Source organism: Cellvibrio sp. GW822-FHT04B05, assembly GCF_058800985.1.
In genome coordinates this window covers 138,538-157,624 of sequence record NZ_JBXAMU010000001.1, presented here as the reverse complement: position 1 = coordinate 157,624, position 19,087 = coordinate 138,538, and the positions used below count along the sequence as shown (strand labels likewise).

The following is a 19,087-nucleotide window of genomic DNA, read 5'->3' as shown; positions in this document are numbered from 1 at the left end:
CCTCCCTGCTACACGTCATCTACTTACCTGCCATTGCGGCATTAAAGGCGATGCAGGTGAAACTCCTGCCATAAAACATCATCCAGCTCACTCGCCTCCACTTCTGTGATCACCTCTTCACTACCACGCAGTTGCTTCAACTGGTTACCTGACAACAAAGTGCGCCCGTCCGGCCGCTGCTGCATTATCAAATAACGCTGTACGAAAACTGCATCCGGATGAGTTGAGTTGTAGTAATTGGCTAGCGAAAAATCAATCATTTCCATGGGATACACATCAAAGCCAAATTGATTTGCCCACTCACCTTTAACCCGTGCTTGCAATACAAATTCATCACGCTCATTTTTATCGAGCCTGAAGATTTCATTATCCTGCTGAATGATTTCACCCAATTGGTGCAAGCCAAGCGGGGCGCGTAAACCGAAGCTGCCGAAACCGGTATCACATAACCAACGCTCATCACCCATTTTTACCACTAATACCATGTGGCTTTTCGGGCGGCGATGAGGATAAAACATCGGCCGCGCACCGATAATGTCGAACTCGAAACCGATTGCGGTCAGCGCCATGGCAAACAGACCATTCACTTCATAACAGTAACCGCCACGACCGGAGTAGACAATTTTATTGACAATATCTTCCGGCACCAGCGATACAATTTTTCCGGCCTGTACATCGAGATTTTCAAACGGTATCGATTGCAGTTGCGCCCGCATTAATTTCACCAACACATCCAGACTCTTATCGACATCACCGGTAAAACCAATCCGCGCGAGATAATCACCTAATACAAAATTTGTTGCCTGCATGTTGTTCTCTCCTGACGACGGTGCTTGCGAAAATCTGATAAAAATAAAAAAGCCCCGATCAAACGGGGCTTTATCTAACAATTACGTTCACTAACGGGAAATATGCATTAATTTATTCTGCAACGCCCGGGTTTTAATAATCTGGCCATCGACTTCTTTTAATGGCAATGCGGTTTTTTGCATCATACCTACTGACGATGCTCCTACGGGGCAGCGATTATTGGCACGATGATAAAGTGCTGCAGCCAAGCGTGATTCCGCAGGGTCACCCAAGGCACGGGTGAAATCGTCCGCGACAGCACAACCCAACACGCGGGCCTTACTATCATCAACTGTGGCGGGCGAAAAACCATCGCTGTAATCACCAAAATTTTTCGCATTCACACCGCGGAATTGCACGGTGAAATAAGTAGTGCCGCAATTGGGCTCAGGATAAAAACCGTAAGGTTTACCGCAGGTAGTACGCCCAATTTGAATTACCTGGATTCCCACACCACGCAACCCATTCATCAAGGCTTCACTGGCTGAACAAGTGTCCCTACTGGTCAGTACATACACCCGATTTAAATCCAATGTTGGCAATGCTTGCCCCTGGCTCACCGAAAAGCCCAACGAGGTAGAGTAGAAAGGCTCAGGCACAAGCACTTGCCCTGTAACGGGATCACGGGTTGGATGCTTGTCATTAAATTGTAATTCTTCAAATGTTTTCCCCACCGTCGGCGAATAGCCTGCAATCATATAAGCAAGCTGACTGGCAATAGCGAGATAGCCACCGCCGTTGTAGCGCAGATCCAATACCAGATCATTAATACCGGCAGCATCCAATTGATTTATCGCATCAATCAATCCTTGCTCGGCAGGTGCAATGTGATCATTAAAGGTGAGGTAACCAACCTTGCCGGTTGGAGTATCAATTGTTTTGACATTTTGTACCGGCACACCGGTAACGCTGGCAGATTGCAACACCACGTCACGCACCACGCCCGACTCTTCAATCGTAAACGTATGTGCTTGACCAGTTACTGATGGAAAGAGACCTTCGTTTAATTTATTAATACCTGCCTCAGTATTGTTATTCACCAAATCCACACCATCCACCTTTAACAGTTTTGCACCACGCTTTATCGATGCCATGGCGGCAGGTGAATCCGGTTGGGTGTAGGCGACAATTAATTCCCGTGGCGGTACGGATGAAATCCAGCTTAACTCCAAGCCGTAGCCATAAGTGATGCCCGATTTGGATAAACGATCCCACTCCTCCGAGCTATAGGTGAAATGAAATTGGTCTTTCGGTGTGCCGGATGCAGTAATCGCCATTGTTTTGAGCAAATCAAAGTACTCCAGCGTGTCTTTATAATTGGCCGGATTTACATCAACAATTTCTTTGTACCAAAGGTAAGTGTCGTTGCTCCAGGAGCGCAAAAAATTATTTTCGTCGCGGTAACTGCCCTTACCGTCCGGATAGGCATAACCAGTAAATGGATCAGTACCTTTGCGTGGATTTACGCAGCGGTTGGCATACTGGCCAGCATCCTTATAAACACCGGCTGTCCATCCACCGCTACTCGTAAATGGATTACCACCAGAATTATTATTATCGCCGCCATCACTATCATTTGCGCCACCGCCGCACGCGGTCAAAGTAACCAGAGCACTCAGCAGCGCTGCCTTTTTTAGTTTTTGCGCAAGACGAAAAGCAACACAAGCGGTGGCAGGGATGGTTAAAATCAGGGGGATTGATGAGTCTTTCACGTGAAATTTCCTTAATATCCTATAAAGCCGGGCGTGATCCGCCGACGGGAAGGCGCAGGATAAAAGAAAACCTTTGATAAAACTACCGCCCATAAAAAAGCCGCTACGCATTTCGTCAGTAATGAGTCGATGTTTAGCGGCTAAGGCTTTGCTAGAACAACCGGTTAATCCAAGTTGCCAATTCAACTACCGGGATTAACGGATGTAACGGTTGATCACATTTTCGTACAGTTCTTGTCTACCGCTTTGCAAGGTAATCTCGCCACCTTTGTTACCCAAATCAGCCAACTGTTGCAGAGTCAATTTGCCTTGCTCGTATGCAGCACCATTACCCGAATCAAATGATGAGTAACGCTCTTTGCGCATACCTTCCAGCGGGGATTGTTGCAACAGGCTGTCGGCGATAATCAATGCGCGGGCAAAAGTATCCATACCGCCGATATGGCCATAGAACAGATCGATAAAGTCAGGAGAGTTACGACGCGCTTTTGCATCAAAGTTCACGCCGCCACCTTGCAAACCACCGCTGCGTAACAATACCAACATCATCTCAACCGTTTCGTTGATATTGTAAGGGAACTGGTCAGTGTCCCAGGCATTTTGGTAATCGCCGCGGTTAGCATCGAGGCTGCCCAACATACCAGCGTTTGCTGCTGCTTGCATGTCGTGGCACATGGTGTGGCCAGCGAGAGTGGCGTGGTTGGTCTCCAGATTCAATTTGAAATCCTTATCCAAACCATGATGACGCAAGAAACCAATTACCGTTTCAGCATCGAAATCGTATTGATGCTTTGACGGTTCCATTGGTTTCGGCTCAATGAAGAAAGAACCTTTAAAGCCCTGCGCGCGCGCATAATCACGAGCCATCGTCAGGAAGCGCGCCATGTGTTCTTGCTCACGTTTCATATCAGTGTTGAGCAAGCTCATGTAACCTTCGCGGCCGCCCCAGAATACATAGTTCTCACCACCCAAGGCGATAGTTGCATCCAGCGCATCTTTCAATTGCGCACCGGCGTAGGCAACCACGTTGAAATCCGGATTCGTAGAAGCCCCGTTCATATAACGTGGATTAGAGAACAGGTTTGCAGTACCCCACAACAATTTAACGCCGGATTCTGCTTGTTTTTGCTTGGCGTATTCAACGATGGTTTGCAAACGCTTGGACGTTTCCGCACGGGTTGCACCTTCGTCGATCAAATCGATATCGTGGAAGCAGTAATAAGGAGTACCGAGCTTGGTAATAAACTCAAACGCTGCATCCATTTTTTCGTGCGCGCGCGCAACCGCATCAGCAGTTGAGGACCATGGAAATACTTTGGTGCCTGGACCAAAAGGATCGTGACCAGCGCCACAAAAGCTGTGCCAGTAACAGGTGGCAAACTTGAAATGCTCTTTCATCGTTTTGCCAGCAACCACGCGATTTTCATCGTAATATTTAAACGCTAAAGGATTGTCAGAATCAGCGCCTTCGTAACCGATTTTGCCAACGCCGGGGAAATATTCTTTACTGCCGAGAACAACGCTCATAATTTTCACCTTAAGGTTTTTCACTAAAATAAATTAAGTACGCTTACCATTTATTGGAACACTGTTTATTTGGGCAACAATGCAGACCACGCTTGATAAGCATCCTGGTACCCTGCAAATAATTGCGGTTGCGGTTCAACTACATTCAAACGCGTCAATCCGGTAAATGCTTCCTTCGCCGATGCGTAATAACCGCTACCTAATGCCGCAGCGCGAGCTGCACCTTCGGCACCATCGGTTTCAAACATTTCAACTGCTGCTTGTGTGGTGTTGGCAAAGGTTTGCGCAAACACATCACTCAAAAACATATTGCCTTTACCTGCACGCACAACTTCGCAACTGCCGCCAAGGGATTTCAATACATCAAATCCCTGGTTAAGCGAAAACACTATCCCCTCCTGTGCAGCGCGCACCATATGACCCAAGCCATGACGGTTAAAATCGAGGTTGCGCAATTGCGCGCCCAAATTTTTATTTTGGAAAATACGCTCAGCACCATTACCGAAGGGATGGAACAATAAGCCTTCACTGCCTACTGGAATCGCCTGCGCCAGCTCATTTAATTTTGGATAGGAGGGAGTAGTACCAGCAGCACTAATGGTCTGGCGCAACCATGAGTACAAACGACCGCATCCATTTACACAGACCAAAACGCCATTGCGTTTTTTCTCTTCGGTATTGGTGACATGGAGGAAAGTATTTACACGCGATGCAATATCGGCGGCAGGTTGATCAGTCACCCCGTAGATCACGCCGGAGGTACCCGCTGTCGCCGCGACTTCGCCCGGCTCCAATACATTTAAACTAAATGCATTGTTGGGTTGATCACCGGCGCGATAGCAAATTTTTACACCTTCACGCAAACCTAATTCAGCGGCTACGCTCGCACTCACGTGCGACTGCACACCAAAGCTCGGCACCACATCAGGAATAATTGCGGCATCAATTCCCCAATGCGCTAACAATTCAGTAGCAATGCGGTTTTCTTTAAAATCCCACAGCGTGCCTTCCGACAAACCGGAAGCAGTGGTGTTGATTACGCCGGATAATTTCATCGCAATAAAATCACCGGGCAACATAATTTTGTAGATGCGCCCAAACAGCTCTGGCTGGTTTTCTTGCACCCAACGCAATTTAGCCGCGGTGAAATTACCCGGCGAATTTAGTAAATGGCCAAAACAATAATCATGGCCGAGATCGGTCAATGCTTTATTGCCGAGCGGCACTGCGCGGCTATCGCACCAAATAATGGACGGGCGTAAAACCTGTTGGTCTTGATCGACGACGACCAAGCCGTGCATTTGGTAAGAAATACCAATCGCATCAATTTTTTGGGGATCAAAACTGCCGCGTGCAACCAGGCGGGAGAACCCCTGACGCACGCATTCCCACCAGGTATCCGGATGTTGCTCGGCAAAGCCGACAGCGGGACTATCAATAACCAGTTCTGAATCAGGATAAGAAAGCGCGCCCAGACTTTTACCTGTGTGACCATCCAACACCGATAATTTGACCGAAGAACTACCGATATCAATACCGAGAAACAACATAGAGGCTCGCTAATTAAGAGAATTAATGCGTCCAACCACTAGCGTTGGGACAAGAATATGTAGAAACCAGTGCACTCTTATGATTAAAAATCATGCACTGCAGTAAATATGACAACAGAATAGCTTATTGTCTATCTGACAACAAGATCAAGAAGGGTAAATTTTTATTACTAAAGTCGCACCAATATCCAAAACCGGCATCAGAGCCAGGCAAATCATTACGTAAGCGCTATAGTGCTCTGGCCGATTGCCGCTCAGGGTGGCGATTTGCACTTGAGCATCGACCTCTCGACCATTGTTCCACAGGCTTATACAATGCCGGGCAAACGAGCCTATCGGTCAGAGCTCAACCAACCAACAGCAACATTACCCCAGCGCAAGCTCTGAGGACATTGCACGTGCCCAATAACCATATTCCCGGCAGCCAACACTCCCCTAACGCTCCCAGCATCGCTGACAATGTCATCAAGGCACTCTCTATCGATAACCTGATTTTTGGTTTGGATAATGACGACCTGAAAATCCTGCTGGTCAAACAAACTGATCCGCTGCACGAAGGTAAGTGGGCACTGCCCGGTGGTTGGATTCGTTACGACGAAAACCTGCGCGATGCGGCTTATCGCCTGCTGGAAGAATTAACCGGCGTACGCGACTTGTACCTGGAGCAACTTAAAACGTTTGGCCGTGTAGATCGCTTTCCGAATGAGCGTGTTGTCACCATCGCCTATTACGCATTGGTGAGTGCCGACAATTTTTCGCTGGTAGCCGGCCAAAGCGCCGCTGATGTGAGCTGGCAAAGCGTGAACAAAATGCCCGAACTGGTGTATGACCACGCCGAGATTATCGAGCACGGCTTAAAAGTATTGCGTCATCAGGTGTGCCATCAGCCGATCGGATTTAACCTGCTGCCCGAAAAGTTCACCCTGCTGCAATTGCAGGCGCTCTATGAAGCAATCCTCAATACCAAGCTCGATAAACCCAATTTCCGCCGCAAGATCATGAAGATGAATTTGTTAACGCCATGCAACGAGAAGCAACAGGGCGTTCCGCATCGCGCTGCCAGCCTTTATCGTTTTGATGCGGAAGCCTATAAGCATTTGAGCGAATCCGGCTTCGCTTTTGAGATATAACCAAACCTGACGGTGACATATAGTCACAAAAACCACAATAGACTAAGATCGACCACTTTTTAATAGACCCAACACCAATAAACAGCACATATAATTTCAATAAGCAGGTATAAAAATGAGCCATGCACCAATAGATATAGGATCGGCAGGCGTCTCTACCGTTGCCGGTGAGCGCAATATGACGTCCATCGTCATCATCAGTATTATCGCTACCCTCGGCGGTTTTTTATTCGGTTTCGATAGCGGCGTAATCAATGGCACCATTGATGGTTTAACCCAATCATTTAAAGCCGACCCAAGTGTTATCGGGACTGCAGTTGCGTCTATTTTGGCAGGTTGTGCCGTGGGTGCTTTTGCTGCAGGCGCGTTGGCCGATAAGTTCGGCCGTCGCGGAGTGCTTATCATCGCCGCCGTACTGTTCATCGTGTCGGCATGGGGAGCGGGCATTGCCAATACAGCCCCGGAATTTATCATTTACCGCTTGATTGGCGGCCTGGCGATTGGTGCGGCGAGCATTATTTGCCCGGCCTACATCAGCGAACTGGTACCCGCTGAATATCGCGGCAAACTTAGTTCGATCCAGCAAATTGCTATTATCTCCGGTTTAACCGCCGCATTCCTGAGCAACTATTACCTCGCATCAACCGCCGACTACAGTGTCTGTGCAGGCGCCAATATCGCGCAAGAAGCCTGTAAAGAATATCTGCATAACGAAGGTATTAAAGGCTCCACTATGCCGCTGTGGATGGAATTTGCCGCCTGGCGCTGGATGTTCTGGGTGGGTGTAATTCCTGCTGCGATCTTCCTGGTCGCACTTCTGGTTATCCCGGAAAGCCCGCGCTTTTTGGTTGCCAGCGGCAGAAAAGATAAAGCCCTTGGCGTATTGACCAAACTCTACGGTGCCAAAACCGCTGAGCGCACTGTTTCTGATATTTATAACTCGCTCGCGCACGATCACAAACCACGCTTTGCGGACCTGTTCGATAAAACTAAAAACCGTATCCGACCCATCGTTTGGGTAGCTGTCGGGCTTGCGGTATTGCAGCAATTTGTCGGCATTAATGTGGTGTTTTATTACGGCGCGGTGCTTTGGCAAGCGGCAGGTTTCTCGGAAAGTGACGCTCTGGCAATCAATATCGGCTCCGGTGTCGCCTCAATCGGGGCCTGTTTTATCACCTTCTTTCTGGTCGATAAAGTGGGCCGCAAGCCATTGTTGTTAGTCGGCTCTGTGGGCATGACAATCACCTTGGCACTGGTGGTTTTTGCCTTTATGGGCGCGCCACTGGATGATAAAGGTAACCTGATCTTAAGCAGCTCAATGGGCATAACTGCCTTGGTTGCTGCCAACCTGTACGTGGTTTTCTTTAACCTTTCCTGGGGGCCGATTGTGTGGATCATGCTGGGCGAGATGTTTCCCAATCAGATTCGCGGTACCGGCCTTGCAGTTGCCGGTTTCGCCCAATGGACAGCTAACTACCTGATCACCTGGAGTTTCCCGATCCTGCTGGCATCTTCACTCGGCCTGACCGGCGCTTACAGCATTTATGCGCTCTTCTCACTCTTCTCGGTATTCTTCGTAATCTGGTGGGTGCGCGAGACCAAAGGTTTGGAACTGGAGCAAATGCAGGGATAACCATTACTTTCCCGATCCACCCAAAAAGGCGAACCTTAAAAGTTCGCCTTTTTTTTGTGCGGAGAATTCAACAACTTTCACCAAACCATCAACCTTTCGCCCTGAAACTAATCAGGAGAATGCAAAATTGCCCTTTTCCAGTCCTTCCTTACAACCCTTAATCAGCCAGCAAACAATAATTCACGCCAAATAGCGGGGTTATTTCACAAGATGCAACATAACTGCTGCACAAACCTGATATACAGGCAAAATGGACTAAAAATTGCTGTAAGTCGCACGATGTTCCCTCAGCAGACCCTGAAGGCCTAGTATTGAAAGACTGGAGTAAGTCATGGAAAACGCTCGTTCAAGCACCCTGCCCCGAATTGAAAATCCTCACCAGAATCGAGACAAAATGCCTAACCTGGATGGCATTCGCGCACTAGCTTGTTTATTTGTAATTGTTTCGCATATGCCTTGGCCAACCAATATTGTATTGATCGGCCCCGTCGGCGTAGGGGTTTTCTTCGTGCTAAGTGGCTTTTTGATGGGCTATCTTTACGCCCAAAGTGAATGCGATTCGACTTCGGTCGTGAAATATGGCATAGCGCGCTTCGCGCGGATCGCACCAATCTATTGGGCCGTTATCACACTCTGCTTCGTACTAACACAATTTGAGTCGAGCGATTTCCCTTTGCGCCTTGAAGGCATCACCAGTGTCACTCGTCACTACCTGTTCGGCGGCAACGTCAGCATATTCTGGTCGATCCCGTTAGAAGTGCAGTATTACGCATTTTTCCTGCTGATTTGGTGGTGCATGGCCAGCAAGAACAAATATCCCTTTGCCGTTCCGCTCGCGATCTTCCTCTGCGCTGCGCTGGTGCTTACCCATGCTTATTGGCCCAACCTGAGCCTGCCAAATAAATTACATTATTTCCTGGCGGGTACCCTGGCAGGCATGTTGCCGCGCAAAAGCTGGGAGGGCAGCAATAATCAACTTGTCCTTAGCTTGCTGCAAATCGGCTCCCTGATTGTTATTTTCAGCCCGTTGAAATTATTCGACTCAACACCTGCGCTTTACGACTCAGTTGAAATGGCCATTGCATTTGCTATCGCTATCTACCTGCTATCCATCACCTCGAGCTGGACCGCGCTTTTATTCGCCTCGCCGCTGATGCGCAAAATTGGCCAGGCCAGTTTCTCGATTTATCTCATCCATACCCTGGTGTTTTATTACGGTTGCAAACTACTGGGACTCGAGCACAGAGTTTATGAACCACTGTGGATAGTGCTGGGTTTCGCAGGCCTCATAATACCCATGGTTATTTCGCACTATATCGAGATGCCCATGCAACGCGTAACCCGCAAGCGCCTGGAGGTATTATTACTGCGCGGTGGCAGCACTCGTGCTATACCGCAGACCAGTTAATCCTTTTTTATTCCATATCAGGTTTTAAGTGCCAGGAAGGCGCTTACAATTTTATCTAATGCAACTGGTATACAAGCCCTTCCGACTTATGGTGTAATTGACAACAACAATAACACCATAAAGAAGGGCCTATCGCCATGCAATATTATTCACGTGTATTACTTATCTCCCTTTTCGCCGTCGGTCTCACCGCGTGCGGTGGTAGTGGCAGTAGCGGAGGTTCAAAATCTTCAAGCGTTGCCCTGAGTTCAAGCCTGCCGGCATCCTCCATCGCAACCAGTGTTTCGCCAGCCAGCTCGGCCGTAACGTCTTCAATTACAACCTCCGCCAGCCCATCCAGTGAGAGTTCATTACCAGCCAGCTCGACCCCATCGAGCACTTCAAGCTCTGCCGCTACCGCCATACTCCTGAATATGACTACCGGATGGAGAGGTAATGGCACTGGCAATAGCGGTGTTAACTACAACACCGAAGGCGTAACCTTTGCTCCTAACGGCGACAATATTGGAGCAGTTACTGATTTGGCCAAACCGGTATTGCTGGAGAACGCCGTTATCAAAATGGTTGTCAATGTCAGCAACGAATTTAAAACCAGCGGTGCTAACCTGCAGATATTTGCGCAAATCAAAGGTGGTAGTTGGGCTGGCGAGTGGGACTGTTGGAGTAGCAATAGTGAGCTGGCAGCAGCTGTCGATGCCACCATTAGCTGCACCATTGATGAAGAGGATAACAAGTTCAACCAAACAGACAGCGATGTGCAAATTGGTGTGCAAGCCAAAGGAGCGCCTGCGGGCACAGTGACCATCAAGAGCACCACTGTTACCCTGCCAAATCAGGGTAGCTCTTCCACGTCCAGCACTGCTTCAAGCGCAACCAGTGTTTACTCCGCGAATGTAAATGCTTTGCATGAACTAGCGAGTTTCCCTATCGGCGCCGCCGTATCCAACACTGATTCTCCGACTTACAACATTTTGACTAATGCGTCGGAAAAATCCGTAGTCGAAAAACACTTCGACCAAATGACAGCCGGCAACATTATGAAAATGAGTTACCTTCAAGCAACCCAGGGTAACTTTACCTTCACCAATGCAGATGCATTTGTGGACTACGCGAAGAGTAAAAATATTAACGTCCACGGTCATGCGCTGGTATGGCACTCTGATTATCAAGTGCCAACCTTTATGAAAAATTGGACTGGCTCGGCGGCAGATTTTTTAACTGTGGTGGAAAATCATGTAACCACTGTTGTGGATCACTTTAAAGCCAAAGGAAATGTCACCAGCTGGGATGTCGTCAATGAAGCCTTGAACGATAACAGCCCTTCCAACTTCCGCACCGATTCCGCGTTTTATATCAAAAGTGGCAATAGTCCGATCTATATCGAAAAAGCATTCCAGGCAGCGCGCGCTGCCGATGCAAATCTGGAGCTGTATTACAACGATTACAACACTGATCAGAACGGCGCGAAGATGACCAAGCTCGTAGAAATGATTACCGATTTCCAGGCGCGCAATATTCCTATCGATGGCATTGGTTTCCAAATGCACGTCTTTATGGATTACCCAAGCATCGCCGATATCAGTGCAGCCATGAAAAAAGTCGTCGATAAAGGCCTCAAGGTAAAAATTACTGAATTGGATGTGGCAGTGAATAATCCATACAGCGGCAGCTGGCCAGCTAACAAAGTCAGCACCTTTACCGAGGTCGCCGCACTGGCCCAGAAAAAACGCTACTGCGAAATTGTGAAAGCTTACCTTGATACAGTGCCAGCTAATTTACGCGGTGGCATTTCCGTGTGGGGCACAACCGATGCCAATACCTGGTTGAATGATTTAATGAAAGGCGCCACCCAATACAATGGCGAAAAAATTTCCTGGCCATTATTGTTTGATAATAATTACCACGATAAACCGGCCTTGCGCGGTTTTGCGGATGCATTGCAAGGCACTGCCTGCAGTAATTGATAAGGTGTCGATGTTACACATTATCGATAGTTAAACGTCCCTCCCGTTGGGTAGCTGCGCAAGTAGTTACCCATTTTTATTTTAACAACGGTGATCGGAAATCCTGCTCGGTTACCCCTGCACGAGCAGAGAAATAAATCACGCAAGGAATACTTATGTTGACTATATATCAACGAAAAAAATCGATGACATCCCATCGTCCGCTGCTTTTGCTGATATTAGCAACATTCTTTATCAGCATTCCTTGCTGGTCGCTAGGCGAGCAGTCCTGGCTGGCAAAGTCAGGCAGAAACAATCTGATATTGGCAGATGAAAACAAAAGTGCCGTATTAGTTATCGATAGCGATGAATTTCCCGGCGTGGTCCGTGCCGCCAAAAATTTGCAAAGCGATATAGAAAAAGTCACCAATAAAAAATCCTCACTCAGCAATCTTATTAGTGAGAAAACCGATGAGATTGTAGTAATAGGCACCTTGGGAAAAAGCAAATTAATAGACCAGCTGGTTACTAATCGCAAGATAGATGTCAGTAAAATCCGCAGCCAATGGGATGCTTATCAAGTGCAAGTAATTGATAACCCATTTCCACAGGTAAAACGCGCACTGGTTATCGTAGGTGCAAATAAACGCGGCACTATGTACGGCATTTATAGCTTAAGCGAGCAGATAGGTGTATCGCCTTGGTACTGGTGGGCCGACGTGCCGGTAAAAAAGAAAGCACAGTTGTATATCGATAAAAAAATCCAGGTAGTAGAAATACCAAAAGTGAAATACCGCGGGATTTTTCTCAATGACGAGGCACCGGCACTCACCAATTGGGTGACGGAGAAATATGGCAATTACAACGCACAATTTTATGAAAAAGTATTCGAGCTATTGTTGCGCCTTAGAGCCAATTTTCTCTGGCCGGCAATGTGGAATAATGCCTTTTCCGACGATGACCCAAACAATATGATCCTCGCCGATGAATTCGGGATTGTGATGAGTACCTCGCACCATGAACCCATGATGCGCGCCGACAAGGAATGGAATCGCTACGGTAAAGGCCCGTGGGAATATTCCAAAAATTCTGCAAATTTATACAAGTTTTGGGTCGATGGAGCAAAGCGCAATAAACCGTACGAGAGCATCTACACCTTGGGGATGCGCGGCCAACAAGATGAGCCCATGAGTGAAGGTGAGAATATTGATTTATTGGAAAAAATTGTCAGTGATCAACGCACTATTCTCGGCGAGGTTTTTGGCGCAGAAAAAGTAACTGAGGTTTCACAAGTCTGGGCACTGTATAAAGAGGTACAGGGATTTTACGAGCGTGGCATGCGTGTCCCCGACGATGTGATTTTGCTGTGGTGCGATGATAACTGGGGCAATATCCGCCGATTACCCACACCGGAGGAACGCAAACGTATAGGCGGGGCCGGTGTTTATTATCATTTTGATTATGTCGGTGGACCGCGCTCCTATCGTTGGATCAACACAGTTTCCATCGCCAAAATTTGGGAGCAAATGCATCTCGCTTATACCTATGAAGCAAACCAAATCTGGATTGTAAATGTGGGTGATTTAAAACCCATGGAGTATCCGATTGAGTTTTTTCTCAATATGGCCTGGAACCCCGAAGCCTGGCCGAAAGAGCGGATTCCTGAATTTGCCACCCTCTGGGCGGAACGCGAATTTGGTAAACAATACGCAGCGGACATTGCGGAAATTATGACGGGATATACACGCCACAATTTGCGGCGCAAACCGGAATTACAAGATGCAACGATTTATAGCCAACTACATTACGCTGAAGCTGATCGCGTAACGGCAGAAATAAAATCTTATGCGACTCACGCCGAAAAACTTTACACCCAAATTCCCGCGGAACAACGCGATGCATTTTATCAATTAGTGTTATTCCCCGCCAAAGCCAGCGCGATTGTGACCGAGCTTTATGACGCACAAGCCAAGAACCATTTGTACGCCCAACAAAGCCGTGCCACGACCAATATCTACGCCGATAAGGTCCGAGCACTCTTTATGGCCGACGCTGCACTCGAACAGGAATATCACCAGTTGAATGGAGGCAAGTGGAACCACTTTATGTCGCAGCCCCATATTGGTTACAGCAACTGGAATAATCCACCGGAAGATACCCTACCCATTATCCACCTGTACGAGCCGCATAATTCAGCCGAAATGGGCATTTCGCTTGAAGGCATGGCACCCGCTTGGCCGACCCCTGGCAATTATCGGTTAGCGACATTTAACCCACTGGGAAAACAGCAAAGAACGATTGAAGTATTTAATAAAGGTAAAGAATCGTTCACAGCTACTGCCCAAGTGAGTGCACCTTGGATTACAATTAGTCATACTAGTGTACAAGTTTTATCTGATGCACAGATTCAGGTATCGATCGACTGGAGCAAAGCCCCCAAAGGCGAGGCCACTGGCACAGTGCAGATAAACGGTACGGGTTGGGGCGGAGCGACCATTGCGGTCAAAGCGGTTAATACCGGGATAAACAGGTCTTCATTAAAAGGGAAAGGTTTTGCAGAGGCCGATGGCTATATTGCGATTGAGGCTGAACACTACCAACGCAAAGGCGATAGCAGTGGATTGCGCTGGGAAAAAATCCCTGAACACGGACGCAGTTTATCGTCCATGTCAGTCTACCCGATTACCGACCGAAGCTTTAGCAAAGTGCAGGATGCACCTTATCTTGAATACGATCTATTCAGCCAGACCAGTGGCGAATTCAACGTCGAAGGATTATTCGCACCCAGTTGGCCGCTGATGCCGGGGCGAGGTTTACGTTACGCCGTTGCGTTTGATAACCAGCCGCCGCAGGTTGTGGATTTGACTGCTGATATGAGCAACGCCACATGGGAAGAAACGGTGCGCAGCGATCTGCGCAGGAGTACGACTACACACCGGATTGATAAACCCGGTGCGCATAAATTGCGAATTTACAGCCTTGATCCGGGTGTAGTCCTGCAAAAAATTCTAATTGATACCGGCGGACTTTTGCCCAGCTATCTGGGGCCAAAGGAGAGCCAAAAATACTAACAAGCCTTTAACAACCCCAGCTGTAGAGAAGTCGTTGAATGAAAATTGTTGATGCGAAAGTGATTGTCACCTGCCCCGGCAGAAACTTTGTAACCTTGAAGATTACAACTGACCAGGGAATTTATGGCATCGGCGATGCAACACTCAACGGCCGTGAAAAAGCAGTTGTCTCTTATCTGGAGGATTATTTAGTCCCGGCACTTATTGGCCGCGACCCGCAACAGATTGAAGACATCTGGCAATTTTTTTATCGCGGCGCTTACTGGCGTCGTGGACCGGTAGGGATGACTGCATTGGCCGCAATTGATGTCGCGCTCTGGGATATCAAAGCCAAAATGGCGAATATGCCGCTCTATCAATTACTCGGTGGCAAGAGTCGCGAGCGTATCCTCACCTATACCCACGCTAATGGCAAAGATCTGGATTCCACGTTAGATGCCGTGCGCAAAGCGAAAGAAAAAGGCTATCAGGCCATTCGCGTACAGTGCGGTATTCCCGGCATCGAAAAAACCTACGGCGTTGCCAAAGGTGAAAAAAGTTACGAACCTGCGGATTCCGATTTGCCCTCCACCGAAGTGTGGTCGACTGAAAAATATCTCAACTTTATTCCTGAAGTGTTCGCCGCGGTGCGTAAAGAATTTGGCCGCGACATTCATTTACTGCATGATGTGCATCATCGCCTGACACCGATTGAAGCTGCACGGCTCGGTAAAGAACTGGAGCCGTTTCATCTGTTCTGGATGGAAGATGCCGTACCGGCAGAAAATCAGGAATCGTTTACATTAATTCGCCAGCACACCACCACACCACTTGCAGTAGGCGAAGTGTTTAACTCCATTCATGACTGCCGCGAATTAATCCAAAACCAGTTGATCGATTATATTCGTACTACCATTGTGCACGCCGGCGGTATCAGCCACGTGCGTCGCATTGCGGATTTTGCCAGCCTGTTTAATGTGCGCACCGGCTTTCACGGCGCAACGGATTTATCCCCCGTTTGCATGGGCGCTGCCTTGCATTTTGATTACTGGGTGCCGAACTTCGGGATCCAGGAACACATGGCGCACAGCGCTCAAATGGATGAAGTATTTCCCCATGCCTATCGATTTGATCGCGGCTTTTTCATCCCCGGTGAAACACCCGGCCACGGTGTGGATATCGATGAAAAACGCGCGGCAAAATATCCCTACAAACGCGCGAGCCTACCTGTGAACCGTTTGGAAGACGGCACGCTCTGGCATTGGTAATATTGCGCTGGCATTATAAAAATACACAATCCAATACGAGATAATAACGATGAAAAACCAGCGCACACTTTTGTTCGCCAGCCTTATCGCTGGCGGCATCCTGATAACTGGCTGTCAGGATAAATCCTCTTCGGAAACCAACACCGCGACCTCGGCAGCAGCGGCAACCACAACACCAGCAAAAACACCGGCAGATCCAGCGCTGTTTATTGGCCAACCACTGGTCACGCATATGTATACCGCTGATCCCTCTGCGCACGTGTTTAACGGCAAACTTTATATTTATCCATCACACGATATTGAAACCGGTGTTACCACCACTGGTGAAGGTGATCGTTTTGACATGAAGGATTTCCATGTTTTATCGATGGACACTGTAGGTAGTGAAGTCGTCGATCATGGCGAAGCTTTGAATGTCAAAGATGTTCCCTGGGCCAGCCGTCAACTTTGGGCACCGGATGCCGCTGAAAAAAATGGCAAATACTTTTTGTATTTCCCGGCAAAAGATAAAACCAATATTTTTCGTATTGGTGTAGCCACCAGCGATTCGCCAACAGGCCCATTCAAAGCGGAAGCGGAACCAATCAAAGGCAGTTTCAGCATCGACCCCGCTGTTTTTAAAGATGACGACGGCAGCCACTACATGTATTTCGGCGGCATCTGGGGCGGGCAATTACAGCGTTGGGCAAGCGGCACTTACACTACGGAAGATAACTATCCCGCGAGTAACGAACCGGCACTCAGCCCGAAAATCGCGCGCCTCAGCGATGACATGTTGCAATTTGCTGAAGCCCCGCAAGATGTAAAAATTGTTGATGGCGGTGGAGTACCTTTGCTAGGGACCGATAATAACCGCCGCTTTTTTGAAGCCGCCTGGGTACACAAATACAACGGCAAATATTATTTCTCTTACTCCACGGGCGACACCCATTACATCGCCTACGCTATCGGTGATTCGCCCTATGGCCCGTTCACCTTTAAGGGCATGGTGTTAACACCGGTATTAGGCTGGACCAGTCATCACTCAATCGTTGAGCATCAGGGGAAATGGTATTTGTTCTACCACGACTCATCGCTCTCCGGTGGCGATACGCATTTGCGCAGTGTGAAGGTGACCGAGCTGACGCATAATGACGATGGCACTATCAATACTATTGATGCTTATCTGGACTAATTAATATGTTCCCCCAAAAAAGCCCCGGTCAGCACAGCTCACCGGGGCTTTTTATTTACACAGGCAAATTGACTTTTACCGAGCTTGAGTGAATATTATTTAGGCGCCATCCGTCAGTGCGAGATAGGAGCCGGCACACTTAAATAACAAATAACCAAGAGAGATTTTTCCCATGCACAATCGCCTTAACAGATTATCCAAATTGCTGTTTTCTGTAGCTTGTATCACGCTGCTATCTCCGCTTGTCAGCCACGCGCAAGCACCAAATCCCAATTATTTTTATATGGTGAATGGCGAACTGATAAGCCGTAGTATTTCGCTAGGCGATCCGAGCAACTGGTCCACCGATATTCAAGGACGCGAAGGAAAATCGGCTGGAGGTAAAGTGTCTGTCTCACCGATCAACTTCAAAGCAACTGGCGATGCAATTCAAATTACTTGGGCAGCACGCAAAAAAGTAGTAGGAAGTTTCAGTCTCTACGGTGCCCCCATCGACCTCTCCAAATTTAAAGATGCAGCCTCATTGACTATCGACATGCGCGTCGACGTAAAACCGGATAAAGATGTGAGGGTTGCACTGGGCTGCGGCTACCCCTGCCTAGCCGATATTTCTATTAATGCAATGATCAAGCAGATGCCCAAGGGTGAATGGTTCTCGCTGCCGCTGCCATTAAATTGCTTTAAAAGTGACAACTTTGACTTAACAAAAATCGTCGCACCGCTTTCAATCAGCACTGACGGAAAATTTACCGTGAGTATTACTAATATCCGCTTGGAAAAATTAGGCGAAGGTGAAAAAGGGTGCATCGAGCAACCACAATAATCTTCATTTACGGTTTGCAAGCAGGTAGTCCTTCATACCGGGTTTGGGATTCCTCAGATCCGGTGCACTAAAATAATCAATTTTTAAATTTCCCCGCCTGAAATTGCAGCAAACTTTTTGCAAAAAGTGCAATGCGCCGCCATAAATATTTCAATCACATTTTCGTAAAAATCATTTTAACGCCAAAAGTGTCGACATAATTTACAAAACCCCCATTAAAAACTTGTGACGGCCATCACAAGCGCAATTATTCCATTATCTTTCGCGGCTGGCACGACTAATGCTTTATTTGTAACCGAATTGTGCGTTAAAAAATCACTCTATTTAGGTTCACACAAAAGGATGACGTTCATGAAACTGATTAAATTCACAGCCGCAGCCATACTCGCCATCAGTTCAATTACTGCCAACGCAGGGTTATTAAAAATTGACGGTGGCTCCAGTGTTACCATTCCCTCCAACAACGATTTCCGCGGGTTTGTAGGAACCACCCAATACAACTTCGGCGGAAATCTGCAAGCGAACCAGGCGGGAGATTTGACCCTGACCTTCAACTTCCTTGCAGAAGAAGCAAGTGCATTAAATACGTTTACGTCGGAAAGTGGCACTATCAATAATAAGACCCAAAAATCTTCCTTCAGTTACACCGGAAGTTATGCAGAAGGTGATCTTATTAACTTTGGTTTCACTACTGATCGATTAAGCTCGCTACTTAACTTCGTGCTAAACGGCAGCAACGTAACCGGTGATGGTCTAGTGTCTTTCGCAATTGCGCTCGATACTACTTACAAAGGCATTGCTTACGACGCAATATTATTTTTTGATGATGCGGGCGGAGTTAATGATGATGATAACCACGATGACCTTTTGATTGGAATAAAAGCAGTAGCAGTCCCTGAGTCGTCTGCATTTATTTTGATGTTATTGGGCATTGCGGGCCTTGTTGGTGTGCGCCGTCGGAAACTCAACTAACGTTATCGATATTGCATAAAAAACCCGGCAATAGCCGGGTTTTTTTAT

General features: G+C 47.7%; 13 protein-coding genes. 9 read left to right on the top strand and 4 right to left on the bottom strand.

Translation table 11 applies throughout. The features are described from left to right. Positions 1 to 41 precede the first annotated feature (41 nt). The 4 genes from AC1RJL_RS00700 to AC1RJL_RS00685 form a co-directional block, all read right to left on the bottom strand. On the bottom strand, positions 42 to 809 hold the full coding sequence (locus AC1RJL_RS00700; protein WP_492910817.1) for an arylamine N-acetyltransferase family protein: 768 nt from the start codon (positions 807 to 809) through the stop codon (positions 42 to 44). Positions 810 to 899: 90 nt separating this feature from the next. Further along, positions 900 to 2,561 carry a S41 family peptidase gene (locus tag AC1RJL_RS00695; protein WP_492910816.1) on the bottom strand — a complete coding sequence of 554 codons (1,662 nt, stop codon included), beginning with the start codon at positions 2,559 to 2,561 and terminating at the stop codon, positions 900 to 902. A 195-nt stretch (positions 2,562 to 2,756) separates the two neighbouring features. Continuing rightward, on the bottom strand, positions 2,757 to 4,088 hold the full coding sequence (gene xylA, locus AC1RJL_RS00690) for a xylose isomerase (RefSeq protein ID WP_492910815.1): 1,332 nt from the start codon (positions 4,086 to 4,088) through the stop codon (positions 2,757 to 2,759). A gap of 65 nt (positions 4,089 to 4,153) precedes the next feature. Beyond that, positions 4,154 to 5,638 (bottom strand): xylulokinase, encoded by a 1,485-nt coding sequence (locus AC1RJL_RS00685; protein ID WP_492910814.1) that lies wholly within the window; start codon positions 5,636 to 5,638, stop codon positions 4,154 to 4,156. A gap of 398 nt (positions 5,639 to 6,036) precedes the next feature. Between AC1RJL_RS00685 and AC1RJL_RS00680 the strand changes: the two genes are divergently transcribed. The 9 genes from AC1RJL_RS00680 (at position 6,037) to AC1RJL_RS00640 (ending at position 19,039) form a co-directional block, all read left to right on the top strand. Then, a complete protein-coding gene (locus AC1RJL_RS00680) occupies positions 6,037 to 6,768 on the top strand; it encodes an NUDIX hydrolase (protein WP_492910813.1) in 732 nt (243 codons plus the stop codon). 115 nt (positions 6,769 to 6,883) lie between these two features. Beyond that, positions 6,884 to 8,401 (top strand): sugar porter family MFS transporter, encoded by a 1,518-nt coding sequence (locus AC1RJL_RS00675; protein ID WP_492910812.1) that lies wholly within the window; start codon positions 6,884 to 6,886, stop codon positions 8,399 to 8,401. Positions 8,402 to 8,732: 331 nt separating this feature from the next. Then, a complete protein-coding gene (locus AC1RJL_RS00670; RefSeq protein WP_492910811.1) occupies positions 8,733 to 9,809 on the top strand; it encodes an acyltransferase family protein in 1,077 nt (358 codons plus the stop codon). Between the two features lie 137 nt (positions 9,810 to 9,946). Continuing rightward, positions 9,947 to 11,773, top strand: a complete 1,827-nt coding sequence (locus tag AC1RJL_RS00665; RefSeq protein WP_492910810.1) for an endo-1,4-beta-xylanase — start codon at positions 9,947 to 9,949, stop codon at positions 11,771 to 11,773. A gap of 155 nt (positions 11,774 to 11,928) precedes the next feature. Then, complete coding sequence (locus tag AC1RJL_RS00660; protein ID WP_492910809.1) at positions 11,929 to 14,823, top strand: glycosyl hydrolase 115 family protein; 2,895 nt, start codon at positions 11,929 to 11,931, stop codon at positions 14,821 to 14,823. Between the two features lie 38 nt (positions 14,824 to 14,861). Then, on the top strand, positions 14,862 to 16,070 hold the full coding sequence (gene manD / locus AC1RJL_RS00655) for a D-mannonate dehydratase ManD (RefSeq protein ID WP_492910808.1): 1,209 nt from the start codon (positions 14,862 to 14,864) through the stop codon (positions 16,068 to 16,070). A 49-nt stretch (positions 16,071 to 16,119) separates the two neighbouring features. After that, positions 16,120 to 17,244, top strand: a complete 1,125-nt coding sequence (locus AC1RJL_RS00650; protein ID WP_492910807.1) for a glycoside hydrolase family 43 protein — start codon at positions 16,120 to 16,122, stop codon at positions 17,242 to 17,244. A gap of 172 nt (positions 17,245 to 17,416) precedes the next feature. Continuing rightward, positions 17,417 to 18,067 (top strand): putative glycoside hydrolase, encoded by a 651-nt coding sequence (locus AC1RJL_RS00645; RefSeq protein ID WP_492910806.1) that lies wholly within the window; start codon positions 17,417 to 17,419, stop codon positions 18,065 to 18,067. 351 nt (positions 18,068 to 18,418) lie between these two features. Beyond that, on the top strand, positions 18,419 to 19,039 hold the full coding sequence (locus AC1RJL_RS00640) for a PEP-CTERM sorting domain-containing protein (RefSeq protein ID WP_492910805.1): 621 nt from the start codon (positions 18,419 to 18,421) through the stop codon (positions 19,037 to 19,039). The last annotated feature ends 48 nt before the right edge of the window (positions 19,040 to 19,087 follow it).